Origin of the sequence: Microcoleus sp. F10-B2 (assembly GCF_036704965.1) — a bacterium.
Taxonomy (GTDB): Bacteria; Cyanobacteriota; Cyanobacteriia; order Cyanobacteriales; family Microcoleaceae; genus Microcoleus.
In genome coordinates, this window is sequence record NZ_JAUBTB010000043.1 from 1 (window position 1) to 15,045 (window position 15,045).

General features: G+C 45.3%; 18 protein-coding genes and 1 pseudogene. 8 read left to right on the forward strand and 11 right to left on the reverse strand.

The window, feature by feature from the left end; genetic code table 11:
- Positions 1–60 precede the first annotated feature (60 nt).
- Positions 61–456, reverse strand: coding sequence for a transposase (locus tag QUA99_RS17705; protein ID WP_333239266.1), 396 nt, complete (start codon positions 454–456; stop codon positions 61–63).
- A gap of 260 nt (positions 457–716) precedes the next feature.
- Positions 717–1,166: pseudogene (locus tag QUA99_RS33190) on the reverse strand (transposase); the annotation flags it as partial.
- Between the two features lie 109 nt (positions 1,167–1,275).
- Here QUA99_RS33190 and QUA99_RS17715 point away from each other — a divergent pair.
- The 3 genes from QUA99_RS17715 (at position 1,276) to QUA99_RS33195 (ending at position 2,348) form a co-directional block, all read left to right on the forward strand.
- Complete coding sequence (locus tag QUA99_RS17715) at positions 1,276–1,500, forward strand: hypothetical protein (RefSeq protein WP_333239270.1); 225 nt, start codon at positions 1,276–1,278, stop codon at positions 1,498–1,500.
- 65 nt (positions 1,501–1,565) lie between these two features.
- A complete protein-coding gene (locus QUA99_RS17720) occupies positions 1,566–2,009 on the forward strand; it encodes a WD40 domain-containing protein (protein WP_333239272.1) in 444 nt (147 codons plus the stop codon).
- Between the two features lie 48 nt (positions 2,010–2,057).
- Positions 2,058–2,348 (forward strand): WD40 repeat domain-containing protein, encoded by a 291-nt coding sequence (locus QUA99_RS33195; protein ID WP_445251023.1) that lies wholly within the window; start codon positions 2,058–2,060, stop codon positions 2,346–2,348.
- A gap of 926 nt (positions 2,349–3,274) precedes the next feature.
- On the opposite strand, the gene QUA99_RS17730 is transcribed toward QUA99_RS33195, so the two are convergent.
- The 3 genes from QUA99_RS17730 to QUA99_RS17740 form a co-directional block, all read right to left on the reverse strand.
- Positions 3,275–3,484, reverse strand: a complete 210-nt coding sequence (locus QUA99_RS17730) for a CsbD family protein (protein ID WP_333239276.1) — start codon at positions 3,482–3,484, stop codon at positions 3,275–3,277.
- A 198-nt stretch (positions 3,485–3,682) separates the two neighbouring features.
- Positions 3,683–4,510, reverse strand: coding sequence for a PHP domain-containing protein (locus QUA99_RS17735; RefSeq protein ID WP_333239278.1), 828 nt, complete (start codon positions 4,508–4,510; stop codon positions 3,683–3,685).
- 315 nt (positions 4,511–4,825) lie between these two features.
- A complete protein-coding gene (locus QUA99_RS17740) occupies positions 4,826–5,107 on the reverse strand; it encodes a hypothetical protein (RefSeq protein ID WP_333239280.1) in 282 nt (93 codons plus the stop codon).
- 473 nt (positions 5,108–5,580) lie between these two features.
- Here QUA99_RS17740 and QUA99_RS17745 point away from each other — a divergent pair, with 473 nt between their 5' ends.
- Complete coding sequence (locus tag QUA99_RS17745; RefSeq protein WP_333239282.1) at positions 5,581–5,907, forward strand: hypothetical protein; 327 nt, start codon at positions 5,581–5,583, stop codon at positions 5,905–5,907.
- Between the two features lie 146 nt (positions 5,908–6,053).
- Here the strand turns inward: QUA99_RS17745 and QUA99_RS17750 are convergent, their stop codons facing one another.
- Positions 6,054–6,521, reverse strand: coding sequence for a hypothetical protein (locus QUA99_RS17750; protein WP_333239284.1), 468 nt, complete (start codon positions 6,519–6,521; stop codon positions 6,054–6,056).
- Between the two features lie 55 nt (positions 6,522–6,576).
- On the opposite strand from QUA99_RS17750, the gene QUA99_RS17755 reads away from it, so the two are divergent.
- Both QUA99_RS17755 and QUA99_RS17760 read left to right on the forward strand, forming a co-directional pair.
- Entirely contained in the window at positions 6,577–7,197 is a 621-nt protein-coding gene (locus QUA99_RS17755) for a histidine phosphatase family protein (RefSeq protein WP_333239286.1), read from the forward strand.
- Positions 7,198–7,257: 60 nt separating this feature from the next.
- The gene (locus tag QUA99_RS17760) at positions 7,258–7,629 is read left to right on the forward strand and encodes a VOC family protein (protein WP_333239288.1); all 372 of its coding nucleotides are present in this window, start codon (positions 7,258–7,260) and stop codon (positions 7,627–7,629) included.
- Between the two features lie 184 nt (positions 7,630–7,813).
- Here the strand turns inward: QUA99_RS17760 and QUA99_RS17765 are convergent, their stop codons facing one another.
- Entirely contained in the window at positions 7,814–8,083 is a 270-nt protein-coding gene (locus QUA99_RS17765; RefSeq protein ID WP_333460387.1) for a hypothetical protein, read from the reverse strand.
- Positions 8,084–8,146: 63 nt separating this feature from the next.
- Complete coding sequence (locus tag QUA99_RS17770; RefSeq protein WP_333239291.1) at positions 8,147–8,818, reverse strand: phosphoribosyltransferase family protein; 672 nt, start codon at positions 8,816–8,818, stop codon at positions 8,147–8,149.
- A 191-nt stretch (positions 8,819–9,009) separates the two neighbouring features.
- Here QUA99_RS17770 and QUA99_RS17775 point away from each other — a divergent pair, with 191 nt between their 5' ends.
- Positions 9,010–9,687 carry a uracil-DNA glycosylase gene (locus QUA99_RS17775; RefSeq protein WP_333239293.1) on the forward strand — a complete coding sequence of 226 codons (678 nt, stop codon included), beginning with the start codon at positions 9,010–9,012 and terminating at the stop codon, positions 9,685–9,687.
- A gap of 367 nt (positions 9,688–10,054) precedes the next feature.
- On the opposite strand, the gene QUA99_RS17780 is transcribed toward QUA99_RS17775, so the two are convergent.
- The 3 genes from QUA99_RS17780 to tyrS all read right to left on the reverse strand — a co-directional run bounded on the left by QUA99_RS17780 (position 10,055) and on the right by tyrS (position 12,746).
- Complete coding sequence (locus QUA99_RS17780) at positions 10,055–10,654, reverse strand: hypothetical protein (RefSeq protein ID WP_333239295.1); 600 nt, start codon at positions 10,652–10,654, stop codon at positions 10,055–10,057.
- A 36-nt stretch (positions 10,655–10,690) separates the two neighbouring features.
- Positions 10,691–11,398, reverse strand: coding sequence for an orotidine-5'-phosphate decarboxylase (gene pyrF / locus QUA99_RS17785; protein WP_333239297.1), 708 nt, complete (start codon positions 11,396–11,398; stop codon positions 10,691–10,693).
- A gap of 115 nt (positions 11,399–11,513) precedes the next feature.
- A complete protein-coding gene (gene tyrS, locus QUA99_RS17790) occupies positions 11,514–12,746 on the reverse strand; it encodes a tyrosine--tRNA ligase (RefSeq protein ID WP_333239373.1) in 1,233 nt (410 codons plus the stop codon).
- A 311-nt stretch (positions 12,747–13,057) separates the two neighbouring features.
- Here tyrS and QUA99_RS17795 point away from each other — a divergent pair, with 311 nt between their 5' ends.
- On the forward strand, positions 13,058–14,977 hold the full coding sequence (locus QUA99_RS17795) for a transglycosylase domain-containing protein (protein WP_333239300.1): 1,920 nt from the start codon (positions 13,058–13,060) through the stop codon (positions 14,975–14,977).
- Positions 14,978–15,045 lie beyond the last annotated feature (68 nt).

Genomic DNA, 15,045 nt, shown 5'->3' on the forward strand with positions numbered 1-15,045 from the left:
TAGATGTTTCAGCCTATTTTACATTTTTTTGTGTACCCCCTTGACAATTTGCACTTTTTCTTAACTTGTCACAAATGCCCAATGACTGGATAAATAAGCCCGGTCAATATGTAACTCAGCTAGGTGAATATTTTGAAATTTTAAGTCACGTTCTAGGTCAACTGTAGCAGTGGCTTCCGGAGTATTTGCGCGTGTCAACGCCACCGCGCCAACTACACCACTCTCTAAATCTTTAAGAACGTGGCGTTTATATCCATCTATTTTTTTAGAGCGGCTTTTACGCCCATGCCGCATATCTGGGTCTTCAATAGAAATGCGACGATATGCGGCGACCCCTTTACTTAAACTCGGAACACCTTGTGAGTCGAAAGTCACATTTTGGGATTCAATGACTCGGGCAACATCCAGAGTCTCTTGAACTACTTCAAATTCATCACAATCAGACTGGCTTTGCATCCATTCTTCCACTGAATCTAAGCTACTTAGGATATTAAGAGTGCATTTTGACGCTCTACTGGATTATCCCAGTTTAAATCTAATGCCGTTTTTAAGCTGGAACTATTAAGGATGGGTGCACCTGCTTCCAGGGCAATTTCTGCTGGCTCCCGCCCCTGCACAGCAGCTATCATGCTCACTGCTTTGGGCAAAGCATGACCCAATAGATTATATGTATCTTCGACTTTCCCGGCTCCCCATAACGGGGAGGAATTATCGGCCGCTTTAAGTTGAGATGAGCCAAATCCACCTTTTTGTTTGGCAATTTCTACGGTGCGGTCAATTAAACGTTGGTCTAGTTCTTTTTTAATTAAGCCCTTTCTGAATCGAACCAAAGTGGCTTTGCTAAAAGGAGGACTTTCACAATTGAGACAATCAAGAACTAACTGCCAACTTTGATCCATGAGCATTTCTTCAATCACTTCATCATCAGAAATACCCAAATATGCTTGTAGAATAATTGCCAAGGCAAGTTGTGCAGGAGGAACTGGACTCTGACCCACGGTGCTGTCTTTAAAAATTGTAGCAAGTTCTTCTTGAAACTCATCATTAAATATGAATGAACGATTCAGTCGAAGAAACGTGAATAACTTGGCTCGTTTAATGCGTTTGATAATCAACGATTCTCTTTCTGAGAGTTCAATTGGAGGATGCCATAAGTGAGGGCGCATAAGGTTTCTTCCTTCTTCCTGATTGTGAGAATTTAACAGGCTTCTCAATTCACATATCATTTCCAGTTTGTTTTGTCAACTCCTGATACTGAACCGACGCCCTAGGACGATGGTGCAGCGACGTAATATTAGTTATGCCACTCAGACTCTTGAGGGTACACAGGCTTGGGATACTTTTATGTCTCTTGTTGCTACTACTCGTCAGTTGGGTATCAGCTTTTTTGAATATATCCGTGACCGCATTTCTCAGGTTGGGAATATTCCCTCTTTGGCAACTATTATTCGTGAAAAATCTGTTCTCAATCCTTTTGGTTTGTCATGGATGCCTGAATAACTGTTTCCCCGAAATATTGAGGGGATACAATTTTAGCATCAGCAGGAGTCGATAAAACTGTTAAATTGTGGCATCTAGAAAGCGGTGCCCAAATCAAAACCTTCACTGCACATCTCGAAAGAGTTAGAAGTGTCACTTTCAGTCCCGATGGCAAAACTTTAGCATCCGCAGGGAACGATCGCGCGATCAATTTCTGGGATTTAAACAATTTAGAATCTACCCCAAGAAATATTTTGAGAGCGCATAACAGCCGAATTACCAGCCTCCGTTTCAGTCCCGACGGCAAAATTTTAGCATCTGCTTGCGATGACAGCACCATTAAATTGTGGAATGCAGAAACAGGCAGCGAACTCAAAACTATTCAAGGACACGGAACTTGGGTAAAAAGCATTAGTTTCTGTCCCGACGGAAAAACGATGGGAGCATCTCATATTTGTAAAAACACTTCTTCTGGCTCCTTCCTTCTTCCTCTTTCCTTCTTCCTCCTGCCTCGCAGCCTCGGGCCTTAAAACTCCAATTTCTAGCTTAACTGCTTTCATTGAGATGCTCCCAAAACGATCGCATCTGCAAGTTTCGATCGCACAATTAAACTGTGGAATGTAGCAGACAGCAAAACGGGCTCGGAGGCGCTGCCCCTAAAAACTTTTGAAGGTAGCGATCGAGTTAATGACGTTAACATCAGTCCCGACGGCAAAACTCTTGTTTCTGCCAGCGATGATGCTACTTTAAGGATCTGGAATTTGGAACTTGATATAGATAATTTAATGAAACTGAGTTGCCAATGGCTGAGCAATTATATTGCTAATCATCCTGAAGAAAAAGCGATCGCAGAAATCTGCACTCCTTAAAAAAACCGCATTCTAAAGCCATCAAGTGTGCGGAATCGCACCTATAGGGTGTCTGCATCCATTACATTCTATAGCAATTATCAAATACAGCCGATTCCAGGTTTATGAAGGATACCCGCATATCGATATCCCGGCGTAGGGACACGGCACGGCGCCGTGTCCCTGCTTCATAAACCTGGAATACGCTGTAAGTGAGGTACAAATTTAGATTTGAGCTTTTAGACTTCGGCGTGAGACTTCGGACTTGGGCGTTAGCGGTCAAACAATTTGAGATGGAATAATTGGGGAATAGGGGAATTGGTAATTAACTGGCGAGGATCTAACCTGAAGAGATAATCGATCTAATTCGCAGCAGATAGAAACTCATCGCTAAGATTAAAAGCACAGACCGAGTGAATTTTTTATGTAAAATCTAGTGGCACATTTACGGGATAGATTTCAGACATCGGTAGTGGTGCATAGTTAGGCGGATCGGGTATAATCATTTAGTTTCACTTGCTTAACATCCTGCTTTATAAATTCTCCCAAGTGCGGTTCTTTAAATGTCATAAAAAATGGCTTGACTCGTAGCGGCAAGCAAAACTTTAAATGTCTCGATAATACTTCCCAAACCGAAGAAGCAATTGCTTTTTTATTGATGAACGTTGTCGCGCGATTGAGAAGGTTATTGTGGTTTTTTCGTGTCAGTTTTCATCAATAACAACTTGCTCCTATTCGGCGATTATAAAACAAAATTATATTCGAGAAGTGTAACGACAATAAAAACTTAACTTAGCGGCTTGCTGGAATTAATGCTCGATGTCTTTTTGAACTTCGTTGACTTATTCAGCAAGCCCTAATTATATGGAATGTCCGGGGCGAGGGAAGGGAAGCTATCGCTGGGTCTCTGCGAAAGCTCCGCTTCACTAATTCACTAATTGCAGTTTCTACAATTTGTCGATCGACCTTTTGGCTTGATCTGTCAGATTTTTCACCGCATTTTTAGCATCTTCTGCTGCGTGGCGGGCCGCAGCTTCGGCTTGTTTGGCTTTGCCTTCAACCTGGTCTTTTTTGTTGCCCGTGATGTTGCCGAAAATTTCCTGAGCTTTGCCTTCTAAATTTTTGCCGATCGCCTTAGCTCTGTCTTCTGTACTCATGATAAGCTCCGTTTGGCAAGTTGCTTTACTAAAATTGTAAAATTAACTCGCCTGCAATTGCCTTTAACTTCATATTAATTTATATTCTGCTTGACCTCGGTCTTCTTCTGATGGCTTACTTCGTGCAAATTCCTCCCTCAAAAATCCTTAGCTTTTTGAGTGACAACTTTATACATCCGCAAAATGCGTCACAAACAACTATTTCAAACTTGCCGCAGCAACTTTAATCGGTTCCAGTAATTCTAACGGCAAATGCAGCATATTCAACTGGGTGCTATCTGCTGCTTTCCTTTCAGGATCTGGGCCGTGATAATCGCTGCCACCAGTTGCCAGCAAACCGTAATGAAGACACAAATCTTTCAATTTTTGGATTTGGCTAGAACTGTGGCTGGGATGGTATACTTCAACTCCCATTAAACCCGCATCTACTAATTCTTGTAAGACTTCCTCAACAGCGCCGCCGCGAAATAAATAAGGGTGAGCCCAAACCGGTACTGCGCCACAACTCTTCAGTAAATCAATGCCTTCGACGATCGAGAATTTCTCGTAATGCACGTAGGCCGGGCCGTCATCTCCCAGCCAGCGATCGAAGGCTTCCCGCGATGATTTGGCGTGACCGGCTTTTACAAGTGCAGAGGCAATGTGAGGCCGTCCCGGTGCCATTCCTGGAGATGTTTTTGGCAGTTCGATCGCGTATCCCATTGCTGCTAATTTTTCGACCATTTCTTGCGATCGGCGAAACCTTCCTTGCAGGCGATCGTTCAAAGGAACTCGCAACTTATTTGCATCGGGATAAAAACCTAAAATGTGCAGCGAACGGCCGTTGTGAACCGTGCTGAGTTCGAGTCCGGGCACGATTTCTATACCGTACAAAGCAGCAGCGGCGAAGGCTTCATCCCAACCCGACATCGTATCGTGATCGGTGACGGCCAAGGCGCGAACCCCCGAAGACGCAGCGGCGGCTACGAGTTCGGCAGGGGTGAGAGTGCCGTCGGAATAAGTAGTATGACAGTGGAGCTCTAGCATTTTTTCGGTAAGTTAAAGTCTGCGAAACCTGCAATTATTCCCCTCACTCATGTGAGATATCGTCATGCGATTTTAGATTCTAGATTTTAGATTTTAGATTTAATTAGTGATGCTATAAGGGTTGGCTGTTATCTACAATTGCCTTTTTTTTAGGAACTGATTTCACTGCAACCAACAAGTTTTTTGGCGATTTAAATCTGTTAGCTGTAATAAGTTTTCCAGCCTTAACTTTGTACCTTTCTGTTTATTAAAACTTTGCGTATGTTGATTATCCTGTCCGCCTTTTCAGTTGAATTGAAATGCAAAACAGCTTAGCTATTTCTTGATTTCTCGCATTGGGTAAAGGACACCCTCTGGCAATTTGGGAGGAACCGGCGATATTTCAATACTTTGTATGTTGTGAACTGGGATAACTACCAGTTTATCTGCCACTTCGAGAATTATCGGGTCTGCCGTCAACATTTTGTGCAGGCGAGTGCCTAAAGTTGCTTGCTCTCCTACTGTTCCCTCTGGTGCAATGAACTGGAAGTGTTGCTGTTTGCCGTTGGTATAGTGGATGGTCAGATTGATAATTCCTTCTTGGTTGGTTGCTTGCATAAATTTTTTCCCTTAACAGTCGCTCGGGACTTAGCAAAATTAACAATAAATCAAAACTGGCGATCGCACTACGATTGGAAAGCTCGTTGCAAAGCTTTTGACCAAACCCGGCTGTCGCTACGAAAGTCCGCTTAGTGCTAATTTTATCACAAAAACTGTACTGAAACTCGCCAACTTACCAAGTATACAATTGGCAGTCGCGCTGTCTTCGCTCCTCAAGGCGCGAGAGCCTTCGCCAGCAATATTTGGTCGATCGGGCTTTCTTCTATGCCAGTTGGCAAAGTGGCTCAATTTAGCCTCTGTAGCGACTTGACTCAAAGCGCTCTCAAGTCTTACAGCAGAGGCATTTGAGCACTTTTGGCGTCAAGGTTTTTCTCTGGTGGGAACTGTGGAGGTTGAGATAGCGGCATTCTGCTGTCACTGCGGTAGAGGATTTTTTTATAAATTAATAACATAACATTCAGGTACAGCTTATGAAATCCACACTTTGTTTTCCCGAAACTTCTATTGAATCTAACACCGTTGCTGTTAACAATAATGCTATTGAATCTTGTATTGTTGCAGCTTGGATTGATTTAGTAGGAGGAGACTTTGATAATTTGGGAGGAGATGATTGGCTTCCCTTGTGCGGCGACATTGATGACGGCGAAATTTACCGCGAATGGTTTTTATGGCTAGACAGCGAAGTAACTCAAGAGTGGGAAGCTTACGATCCAATTACTAATTATCGAGTTGTCGCATCTAGCCGAGAAATGATGATTTCTAAAATCGACCAAATAGAAGATGCCAGAAACATTTAGTTACTCGGAAGAATGTTAAATATTGATTTTCAACTTTAATAAAAATTATGCAAACAAACCCGATTTCTCCCCACCCTTAAAGAAACCGGGTTTTTCAGACCAAAACTCTAGGTTTTGGCTGAGTTCCACGGGCAGAACATAATAATTTATGTCGCTAGTGCTTTTGGTTTTTCTCGTTCTAATTTGCGCTGCTTCAAGGCGGCTAGATTTTGTTTAATCGTGTCGATCGCAAATCCATTCCCCTGCTGTTGATATAATTCGCTGGCACGGAGCAAATCGGCAACAGCCTCATCATCAGATCGCAAATTCGCAAAAGCCAAGCCGCGATTGTGGTAAGCTTCTGCCAAAGTTGAAACTTGTTCTACAGCGCTGGTAAATTTATCTTTTGCTTTGCGGTAATTTCCCGATTGATAAGCCTCAATTCCTTGTTGAAAATAAACCGAAGCTTTGCTCCCTGCGTCAGTAGCTGGAAATTCAGGCGCACTTAAAATTGGTTCTTTAAAGAGTACAGAAATGCTGCCCTTGCCGAAGTAAGCCCAAGTCATTGTTCCAAACCCAATCCCCAGCACTAGGGCAACAATGACAGACAGAGCAATAAAATTGGTGAGTTCCATAGAGCAATATTTGTTGTATTAGAATATGATAAGTTAATTTCTAACTTCTGGAACAATGGCTGGGCGGATTTACCTCAACTGGAAAGGCTTTTTCGGGTCGCTAGCTTTAGTATTGTCGATCGGCTTAATTACTGCAACTGCAAGTTCTGACGCAGCAACCAACGCGCAAACTCAAGCAGGGTGGCAATTGTTGCAGCGGGGGGAGACGGGGCTGGTGGTAGCAATGCGACACGCGATCGCCCCAGGTACGGGAGATCCTGCTAACTTTAAGTTAGGCGACTGTTCCACCCAGCGCAATTTATCAGCACGAGGAAGAACCCAAGCCAAGCAAATTGCAGCCGAATTTCGCAACCGAAACATCAAAGTTGCGAGAGTTTTATCGAGTCAGTGGTGTCGGTGTTTGGAAACAGCCAAACTGATAAATTTAGGCAAAGTCGAACCGTTCCCAGCACTGAACTCGTTCTTTAGCGACAGCAGCAAAGAAGCCAGACAAACAGCGACAATTCGCAAATTAATTTTGGACAACCGCAACACTAAAGGCGCGATAATTCTGGTAACTCATCAAGTAAATATTACCGCGATTACTGACATTGTACCGCAAAGCGGCGAAGTTGTCATTCTCAGAGGGTCTCGACAAGGTAAAATCGAAATAGTCGGACGAATTGGAGGATTTTAAATAGATAGAAAGTTATAATATTATCAATTTCCCATTACCAATTCCCCATTACCAATTTATATGAGTTTCCAATACAGCGCCGCCCTAGTGACTTTAGCAGACCTTGATAAGGAAGTTCTCGTTAAATTTTACAAAAATTTTCTAGACATAGAACCAAACCCTTATATTCCCAATACTTATGCTGAATTTCAACTCCCAGGCTTAAGACTCGGCATATTCAAACCCAAAGACTCCCACAAATCGGAATTTGCAAATCGAGCCAAAACAGGCATGAGTTTGTGTTTGGAAGTCAGCGATATCGAAACTGCGATCGCCCGAATTTGGGCTTTAGGTTATCCGCCCAGCGGAGAAATTATCAAAGCTGCTCACGGTCTAGAAATATATGCCTTCGATCCTGCCGGGAACCGCATAATTTTACATCAATCCCATTAGAACGTAGGATGATGGCTAATAATTGGTGAACTCTCGATCTTCTCTTCCTTCGCGTCTTCGCGGTTCGTTCAAAAAAACATCTAGTTCACAACCCGCTGAGGATTGCTATATCAGCTCTGCAATTGCTTCACAACCTTCGCCATGACATTGTAAAACCCGCCTGTACAACTCAAAACTGCCTTAACTACCTAATCAGTTCAGCAAAACTATAAAAACTGATAATTAATAACAACAAAGCTGTCAGATGAGTTAGCTGAAATTGAGGCCGCGGGCCGAGGGATTCCCGCACCAAAATTGAAAAAGACGAACCAATTATATAACTCAAAGACAGTGCTAAATACTGCCACTGCAATGTTAGACTCCACAGCCCGAGCAAAATCATCGCCAAACTCAACATCACCAACTCAACAAAGCGAGGCGGATTGTGCTGAGTAGACAGAATCAAAGTGTCCAACCAATATTGCCAAGGTCTCATGTTTTAGCGATCGAGCTTTTGGATTTAGCCTTCTAGCTTAACCTACGATCGCCACTCAATTTGTTGCTGCAAACACCTTAAAGCCTCCGCCGTCTCAACCTGCTGAAATTGCCCGTAAAAGCGACTGACACTGTAAAAAGGGTCTGGGGTTTCCAAAATAATCGACTTATCGCCGATTTCGGCCAAAAATCCCATCAATTCTACCGGTGCCACAGGCGCACAAATCCACAAAGCAGCCGGTTGCTGCGACTTCAAAGCCAGCGCCGCCACAGCCATCGTCATCCCCGTAGCAATGCCATCGTCCACCAAAATCGCCAAAGCCCCTCCCGCGCTGACATTGGGGCGTCCTGCAGATAAATCCGCCAGCAGAGATTGAGCATTATTTTGAGCCACCGGCAGTGCTAATTTTTGCAAGCGCAAATTGTGCTGCTTTTGCTTGTGCCAGAGGACGTGGCCGTCAGCAGTTGCAGCCCCGATCGCCAATTCTAAATTATCTGGGCGAGTAATTTTTTTGGCGACAACCACATCCAAAGGACAGCCCAAGCGGCGCGCAATCGGCACAGCAACGGGCAAACCCCCGCGCGGCAAGGCATAAACAATCGGTTTCACAGCCTCCTGTGCCGTTAAACTCAACTTGCCGAGCTCGCCGACAACTGCCTCGGCCAGTTTTTCGCCAGCATCGGCGCGATCGTCAAAAAACGGGTTAGAGAACATATTTTTGCCTGCACGAGCTCAACCAAATAATGTGAGATTTGCGAGTATTAATTGGAGATTGTGCATGAAGCGTAGCTATCCCGTAGGGAATCGACAGCATTGCACACAAGCTTCTAGCCAAACTCAAATCACCAAACCCGATCTAAACTATAAACTCTAGACTCAAAAAAATCTCCCTAATTGTAAAATTTATGTCCAGCGACTTGCAACTGAGCCTTTTTGACAACAATCAAAGTGCCACTTTCCAAACAGACTCAATACCAGCAAATGCCAAAATTCCCATTCCTCCCGGCACTTATCAAAATATGGAACAAATCGGCGAGCACTGCAACCGCTGTCACCGCTGCGAATTAGGCAATACGCGCACTCACGCCGTCATCGGGCGCGGCAATCCTCAAGCCTCAATTTTGATTGTGGGAGAAGCGCCCGGACAAAACGAAGATGAAACCGGATTGCCCTTTGTCGGGCGATCGGGCAAACTGTTAGATAAGATTTTAGAATCCGTGGGATTGAGTGCAGAAACCGACGTATTCATTGCCAACGTCATCAAATGTCGCCCTCCCAACAACCGCCCTCCGACAGCAAAAGAAATCGAAGCTTGCAAACCTTACTTGCTCGAACAAATTCGCATCTTAGACCCCAAAATTATTTTATTAACCGGTGCAACAGCCCTCAAAGGTTTGCTAAACGACAAGCGACCAATTAGTAAAATTAGAGGTCAATGGATTGAATGGGAAAATCGTTTGTGTATGCCAATTTTTCACCCGTCGTACTTGTTGCGAAATCCCTCCCGAGAACCGGAAACTCCGAAATGGTTTATGTGGCAAGATATGCAGGCTATCAAGGCTAAATTGGATGAATTAAAATAGCAATTGTAATAATTTTTTGTTGTGCTTTGTATGGGCGGGTTTCCCCAACTATAATTGGCTAAAACAGATAATCTCGTAAACCCGCCCCACCCACGTAAATCGCTCAACCGAAAATTCGTGAATTTTCTGATACCTCTGTCAGGAACAGGCAAGATGCCTGTTCCTGAATAAAATTATTTTCTGTCAGGAACAGGCAAGATGCCTGTTCCACAATCACAATTATTTCTTGTGGGGTGGGCGTCTCGCCCGCCCGCAAGATGCCTGTTCCACAATAAAATTATTTTCTGTCAGGAACAGGCAAGATGCCTGTTCCACAATCGCAATTATTTCTTGTGGGGTGGGCATCTCGCCCGCCCAAAAATACAATTTAGTTGCCGGACAACTTATTTTTTGCCTGACAATCGCGCAGCCACAAACGAATAGCCTCAGCAATTGCGCTTTTCTCGCTATCTTGCTCAAATAAAGGACGAATATCCGCCGCAGTACCAAACCGAGAAACAATTTTTGCCAATTCCCAACCGTTTTCCGTTTTAGTTAAAAACAGCCAATGATATTGCTGAATTTCGACTCGTTTTTCCCCGCGATACTGCCGTTCCAAAGTAGTAATGAAAACTTGACTGGCATTGTCAGGAAGTGCATCTTCAAAATTTAAAGGTAACGGTTCAAACTCCGGGCGACCGGCTAAAATTATTTGACGAGGCACGTAACCGGGCGGTGTGTTAGTGTTAGGAGAAAAGTGCGATCGCACAATTACGCGATTAGCATAACTCGGCAAATCTTGCAACAGGCGATCGACCAAAGTTTCTAAATCAGCGGGACAGGGCGATCGCGCTAACAAATCATACCGACTTGCATTTAAACTATTAGTATCATTTGTCACAAAATTAACTGCCAAAGTCGGAGTTGCAACCGCAGATATCAGCAGATAAAAACCGATAAACGCTGATGTAATTTTATCGGTGTTCATCTGTATTTACCTACGGTTTAAAAAACATTCATATTGTTATTCAATCTCTTCACAAATACGCGCAAAAGCCGCCGCCGGATCGGGCGCAGCAGTAATCGGTCGCCCAATCACCAGATAATCCGCACCAGCTTTCAAAGCAGCCTTCGGAGTCATCGATCGTTTTTGATCGCCTCCATCGGCCCATTTCGGACGCACACCGGGACAAACTAACAGAAAATCATCCCCGCAACTCATTCTTAACTGTTCCACTTCTTGCGGAGAACACACAGCCCCAGCTAAACCCGTTTCCTTAGCCAACAATGCCATGTGCAAAGCAAATTCTGGCAACTCCAAAGGTATTTTCAACTCAAAAGCCAACTGTCGCGAATTCAAACTCGTCAACAGAGTAATTGCAATCAACTTAGGAGTCGGTTGATCCACAGCCGCCCCTTCAGTCAAAGCCAACTGTGCCGCTTTCAAAGCATCTTTACCACAAGTAGAATGGATAGTCAATAAATCCACATTGTACTTAGCAGCAGCCCGACAAGCACCAGCCACAGTATTCGGGATATCGTGAAACTTCAAATCGAGAAAAATCCGCTTTTCCCGCTGTTTTAAAATTTCCAAAATCCCCGGTCCGGAACTCACAAACAGTTCCAAACCCACTTTCCAGAAAGATACATCAGGCAGTTTGTCAAGAAGCGCGATCGCCTCTTCTTGACTCGAAACATCCAAAGCAACAATAATTCGGTTATCAGCGTTCATCAGCGTTCATTTTCACTATTCATGTGCGGTTAAAAAAATAGATTAGTCATCTCCAGAAAAGCCTGTTTTGAACAGGCAAGATGCCTGTTCCACAATAATTATTGGAGATGTCTATTCAAGACACCAATCGAACAAACTTATTTTTCCCGACTTGCAAAACCTTACTTTCCAATTCAGCAGGTGATTCAAAAGTAAGATTAACATCAGAAACTTTATCGCCCTCCAACTTCACCCCGCCGCCCTGCATCAACTTCCGCGCATCACCGCTGCTTTTACAAAGCCCGCTAGCACTCAGAATATAAAACAACTTAGCCGGAAACTGCACACTTGCCAAAGAAAACTCCGCCACAGCATCAGCTTGTCCCGCAGCACCTTTAACCAGCGCAATTGCATCTTGTTGTGCGCGATCCGCCGCTTCCGAACCGCGATACTGGCGCACCACATCCACAGCCAAAAGTTTCTGTTTTTCTCGCGGATTTTCTGGCAATTCATCAAGTGGCAAATCTGTCAATAGTTCAAAATATTGGGCGATCGAACTATCAGCAATTTTCTCCAACTTAGAATACATAGTCAGCGGGTCTTCCGACAAACCCACATAATTGCCCAAAGACTTCGACATCTTCTGCACGCCGTCAGTCCCGATCAAAATCGGCATCAGCAAACCAAACTGCGGTTTCATCCCAAAATGCCGCTGCAAATCTCTCCCCACCGCAATATTAAACTTTTGGTCGGTTCCGCCCAACTCCACATCCGCTTCCAAGACTACTGAATCGTAACCCTGCATGACTGGATACAGAAACTCGTGGAGGAAAATCGCATTTTCCTGCTGCATCCTGTTATCAAATCCCTCTTTAGCAAGCATCTGCTGCACCGTCATCGTGCCTAGCAGTTCCAAAATCTTCGCCATGTCCAATTTTGACAACCACTCAGAGTTATAGCGAATTTCCAAACGTCCGGGCGTCTCAAAATCTAGAATCGGACGCACTTGGTCTAAATAAGTCTTGGCATTTTCCGCCACTTGTTCGGCCGTCAACTGGGGGCGCATCTCGGATTTCCCTGTCGGATCGCCAATTCTTGCGGTAAAATCTCCGATGAGCAGTACGGCTGTGTGACCGGCATCTTGAAATGCTCGCAGCTTGCGGACGCAAATGCTGTGTCCCAAGTGAATGTCACTCCCTGTCGGGTCAATTCCCAGTTTGACGCGCAACGGTCGATCGACTTTTGCCAGCAGTCGGGCTAAATTTTCGTCAGGGTTGCTAGAATCAGGTCGATCTGGAAAAATCTCGCTGACGCCGCGGTAAAGCGCTGAAAGGTTAGGAGTTATCATCGGGGAGCGATCGTCCATCATATTATTTTGCCAAAGTGCAGCAGAATTAGTTACACTCACTGGTTGACGCATAAAAACATAACTATCAAGCTACTATAATCCCAAAGCTGACCGGCTTTCATTAGCTGACCCCGCCCAAAAACGGATACCAGCCCCCGACAACAGTCGTGGAGATCCCCAAATTTTAGACTCTTGTTCAAACTCCCAGATTCATCTGTGGAATCAATCTAAAATCTAAAATCTAAAATCTAAAATCGACTGACAGTCTCTAGGGTTCGCATCTAAAATTAAAAGTCTTAAGCCCCACAATCGATTGAGGAAGTGAAATCCACGTGTCAACCAACGCAGTCCGCAAAAACACGGAAAACTCAGCCCCCGTATTCGAGTTTGTTCAGTCAGTCAGTAAAGTGACCGCCGGAACCATACTCAGCATGACAATGCTTGCCAGTTCCGTAGTCGCTGGCGGACTGGTTGGCTTAGCGATCAGCTTCCGCAATTTGCCAGATGTTCGCATCTTGCAAACCTACTCTCCCACAGAAACTACCCACATTTACGACATCAACGGCAAGCCCCTAGCCAGCATTCACGACGAAGCCAACCGGGATGTCGTACCCCTTGACAAAATCTCTCCGAACCTGAAACGGGCGGTTCTGGCGATCGAAGATAGCAACTTCTTCACCCACAAAGGCATCAACCCCGGCGGGATAGCCCGAGCTCTCATAGTCAACCTAGAAAAAGGTAGAACCGTTGAAGGCGGTTCCACTATGACTATGCAGCTAGTCAAAAACTTGTTTCTATCTCCCCAGTCAAAATTTAGTCGCAAGGTAGCTGAAGCGGTAATGTCTATCCGCTTGGAGCAAATTCTCAACAAAGACCAAATTCTGCAACTATACCTGAATCAAATCTATTTAGGGCACAACTTGTACGGCGTAGAGACAGCTTCTCGAAGCTATTTCAACAAGTCAGCAAATAATTTGACTCTTTCAGAATCAGCGATGCTGGCCGGCTTAATTTCTGCCCCCGAAGAATACAGTCCTTTCGTCAATTACAAGTTGGCAAAAGAGCGGCAGGAAATCGTTTTAAACCGGATGAAGGAGCTCAAATGGATTACGCCGGCCCAAGAGACTGCCGCCCGAGGGCAAAAAATTAAGCTAGGCCAAATTACCTCTTTTGGCGGATCTCAAGTTCCTTACGTCACACAAGCCGTAGTCCAAGAGCTGACACGGCGTTTCGGGCGAGATGCCGTGCTCAAGGGAGGAATGCGCGTTCAAACCACGATCGACCTCAAACTGCAGCGCATAGCCGAAGAAACCGTCAAAGGGTGGCACGAAAGGCTTTACTACCAAGGGCTGTTTTACAATCGCGACCAAGGTCAAATTGCCCTAGCCGCAGTAGATCCCCGCACCCACTTTGTCAAAGCAATGGTTGGGGGCGTCGATTACAAAAAGAGTCAGTTCAACCGCGCCATTCAAGCACGCCGCCAGCCCGGATCTTCTTTTAAGCCTTTCATCTACTACGCTGCCTTTGCTAGCGGCAAATACAGCCCCGATTCAGTTGTCTACGACTCCCCGGTCGGCTACCGCGACGGCGACGGCTACTACTACCCTCAAAACTACGGCGGCGGCTTCTCGGGTGCCGTCAGCATCCGCAGAGCTTTGGAAGTATCGCTGAACATTCCCGCCGTCAAGCTCGGTCAAGAAGTGGGATTGAATAAAGTAATTGAGATTTGCCGGGTGCTCGGCATCAGAAGTCCGATGGAACCCGTGATTTCTTTGCCCTTGGGTGCAGTTGACTTGACTCCTTTAGAAATGGCCGGAGCTTTTGCTACCTTCGCCAACAACGGCTGGCATTCTGACACCACGTTTATCGTGCAAGTCACCGACAGCAGCGGCAACGTCTTGCTCGACAATACGCCCAAACCCAAATTAGTTCTCAATGCCTGGGCTGCGGCATCTGTCAACAGCGCCCTCCAAGGGGTAATTTACAACGGAACGGCAAGGGCGGCTCAACTTGGGCGACCGGCTGCTGGGAAAACTGGTACAACTTCCTCAGAACGGGATATCTGGTTTGTGGGCTACGTCCCCCAGTTGTCGGTGGCAGTTTGGATGGGCAACGATGATTACACGCCGATGAGCTACGGCGCTACTGGCGGTACTATTGTCGCCCCTGTCTGGCGCGATTTTATGAGCCAAGCTTTGCAGGGCGTTCCCGCAGAAAGTTTTAAACCTGCTTCATCTTTTGAGCGGCCTTAATTATCAGTCATTTGTCAGTTGTCAGTTGACTGTTGACTGTTGGCAGTTGGCAGTTGGTGTTTGACAGT

Coding starts and splice junctions, on each gene's coding strand:
- QUA99_RS17780 (WP_333239295.1), bottom strand. CDS start 10,654: ATGAACACCGATAAAATTACATCAGCGTTTATCGGTTTTTATCTGCTG.
- QUA99_RS17745 (WP_333239282.1), top strand. CDS start 5,581: ATGAAATCCACACTTTGTTTTCCCGAAACTTCTATTGAATCTAACACC.
- QUA99_RS17760 (WP_333239288.1), top strand. CDS start 7,258: ATGAGTTTCCAATACAGCGCCGCCCTAGTGACTTTAGCAGACCTTGAT.
- QUA99_RS17740 (WP_333239280.1), bottom strand. CDS start 5,107: ATGCAAGCAACCAACCAAGAAGGAATTATCAATCTGACCATCCACTAT.
- QUA99_RS17755 (WP_333239286.1), top strand. CDS start 6,577: ATGGCTGGGCGGATTTACCTCAACTGGAAAGGCTTTTTCGGGTCGCTA.
- QUA99_RS17735 (WP_333239278.1), bottom strand. CDS start 4,510: ATGCTAGAGCTCCACTGTCATACTACTTATTCCGACGGCACTCTCACC.
- QUA99_RS17750 (WP_333239284.1), bottom strand. CDS start 6,521: ATGGAACTCACCAATTTTATTGCTCTGTCTGTCATTGTTGCCCTAGTG.
- QUA99_RS17770 (WP_333239291.1), bottom strand. CDS start 8,818: ATGTTCTCTAACCCGTTTTTTGACGATCGCGCCGATGCTGGCGAAAAA.
- tyrS (WP_333239373.1), bottom strand. CDS start 12,746: ATGATGGACGATCGCTCCCCGATGATAACTCCTAACCTTTCAGCGCTT.
- QUA99_RS17730 (WP_333239276.1), bottom strand. CDS start 3,484: ATGAGTACAGAAGACAGAGCTAAGGCGATCGGCAAAAATTTAGAAGGC.
- QUA99_RS17705 (WP_333239266.1), bottom strand. CDS start 456: ATGCAAAGCCAGTCTGATTGTGATGAATTTGAAGTAGTTCAAGAGACT.
- pyrF (WP_333239297.1), bottom strand. CDS start 11,398: ATGAACGCTGATAACCGAATTATTGTTGCTTTGGATGTTTCGAGTCAA.
- QUA99_RS17775 (WP_333239293.1), top strand. CDS start 9,010: ATGTCCAGCGACTTGCAACTGAGCCTTTTTGACAACAATCAAAGTGCC.
- QUA99_RS17715 (WP_333239270.1), top strand. CDS start 1,276: ATGGTGCAGCGACGTAATATTAGTTATGCCACTCAGACTCTTGAGGGT.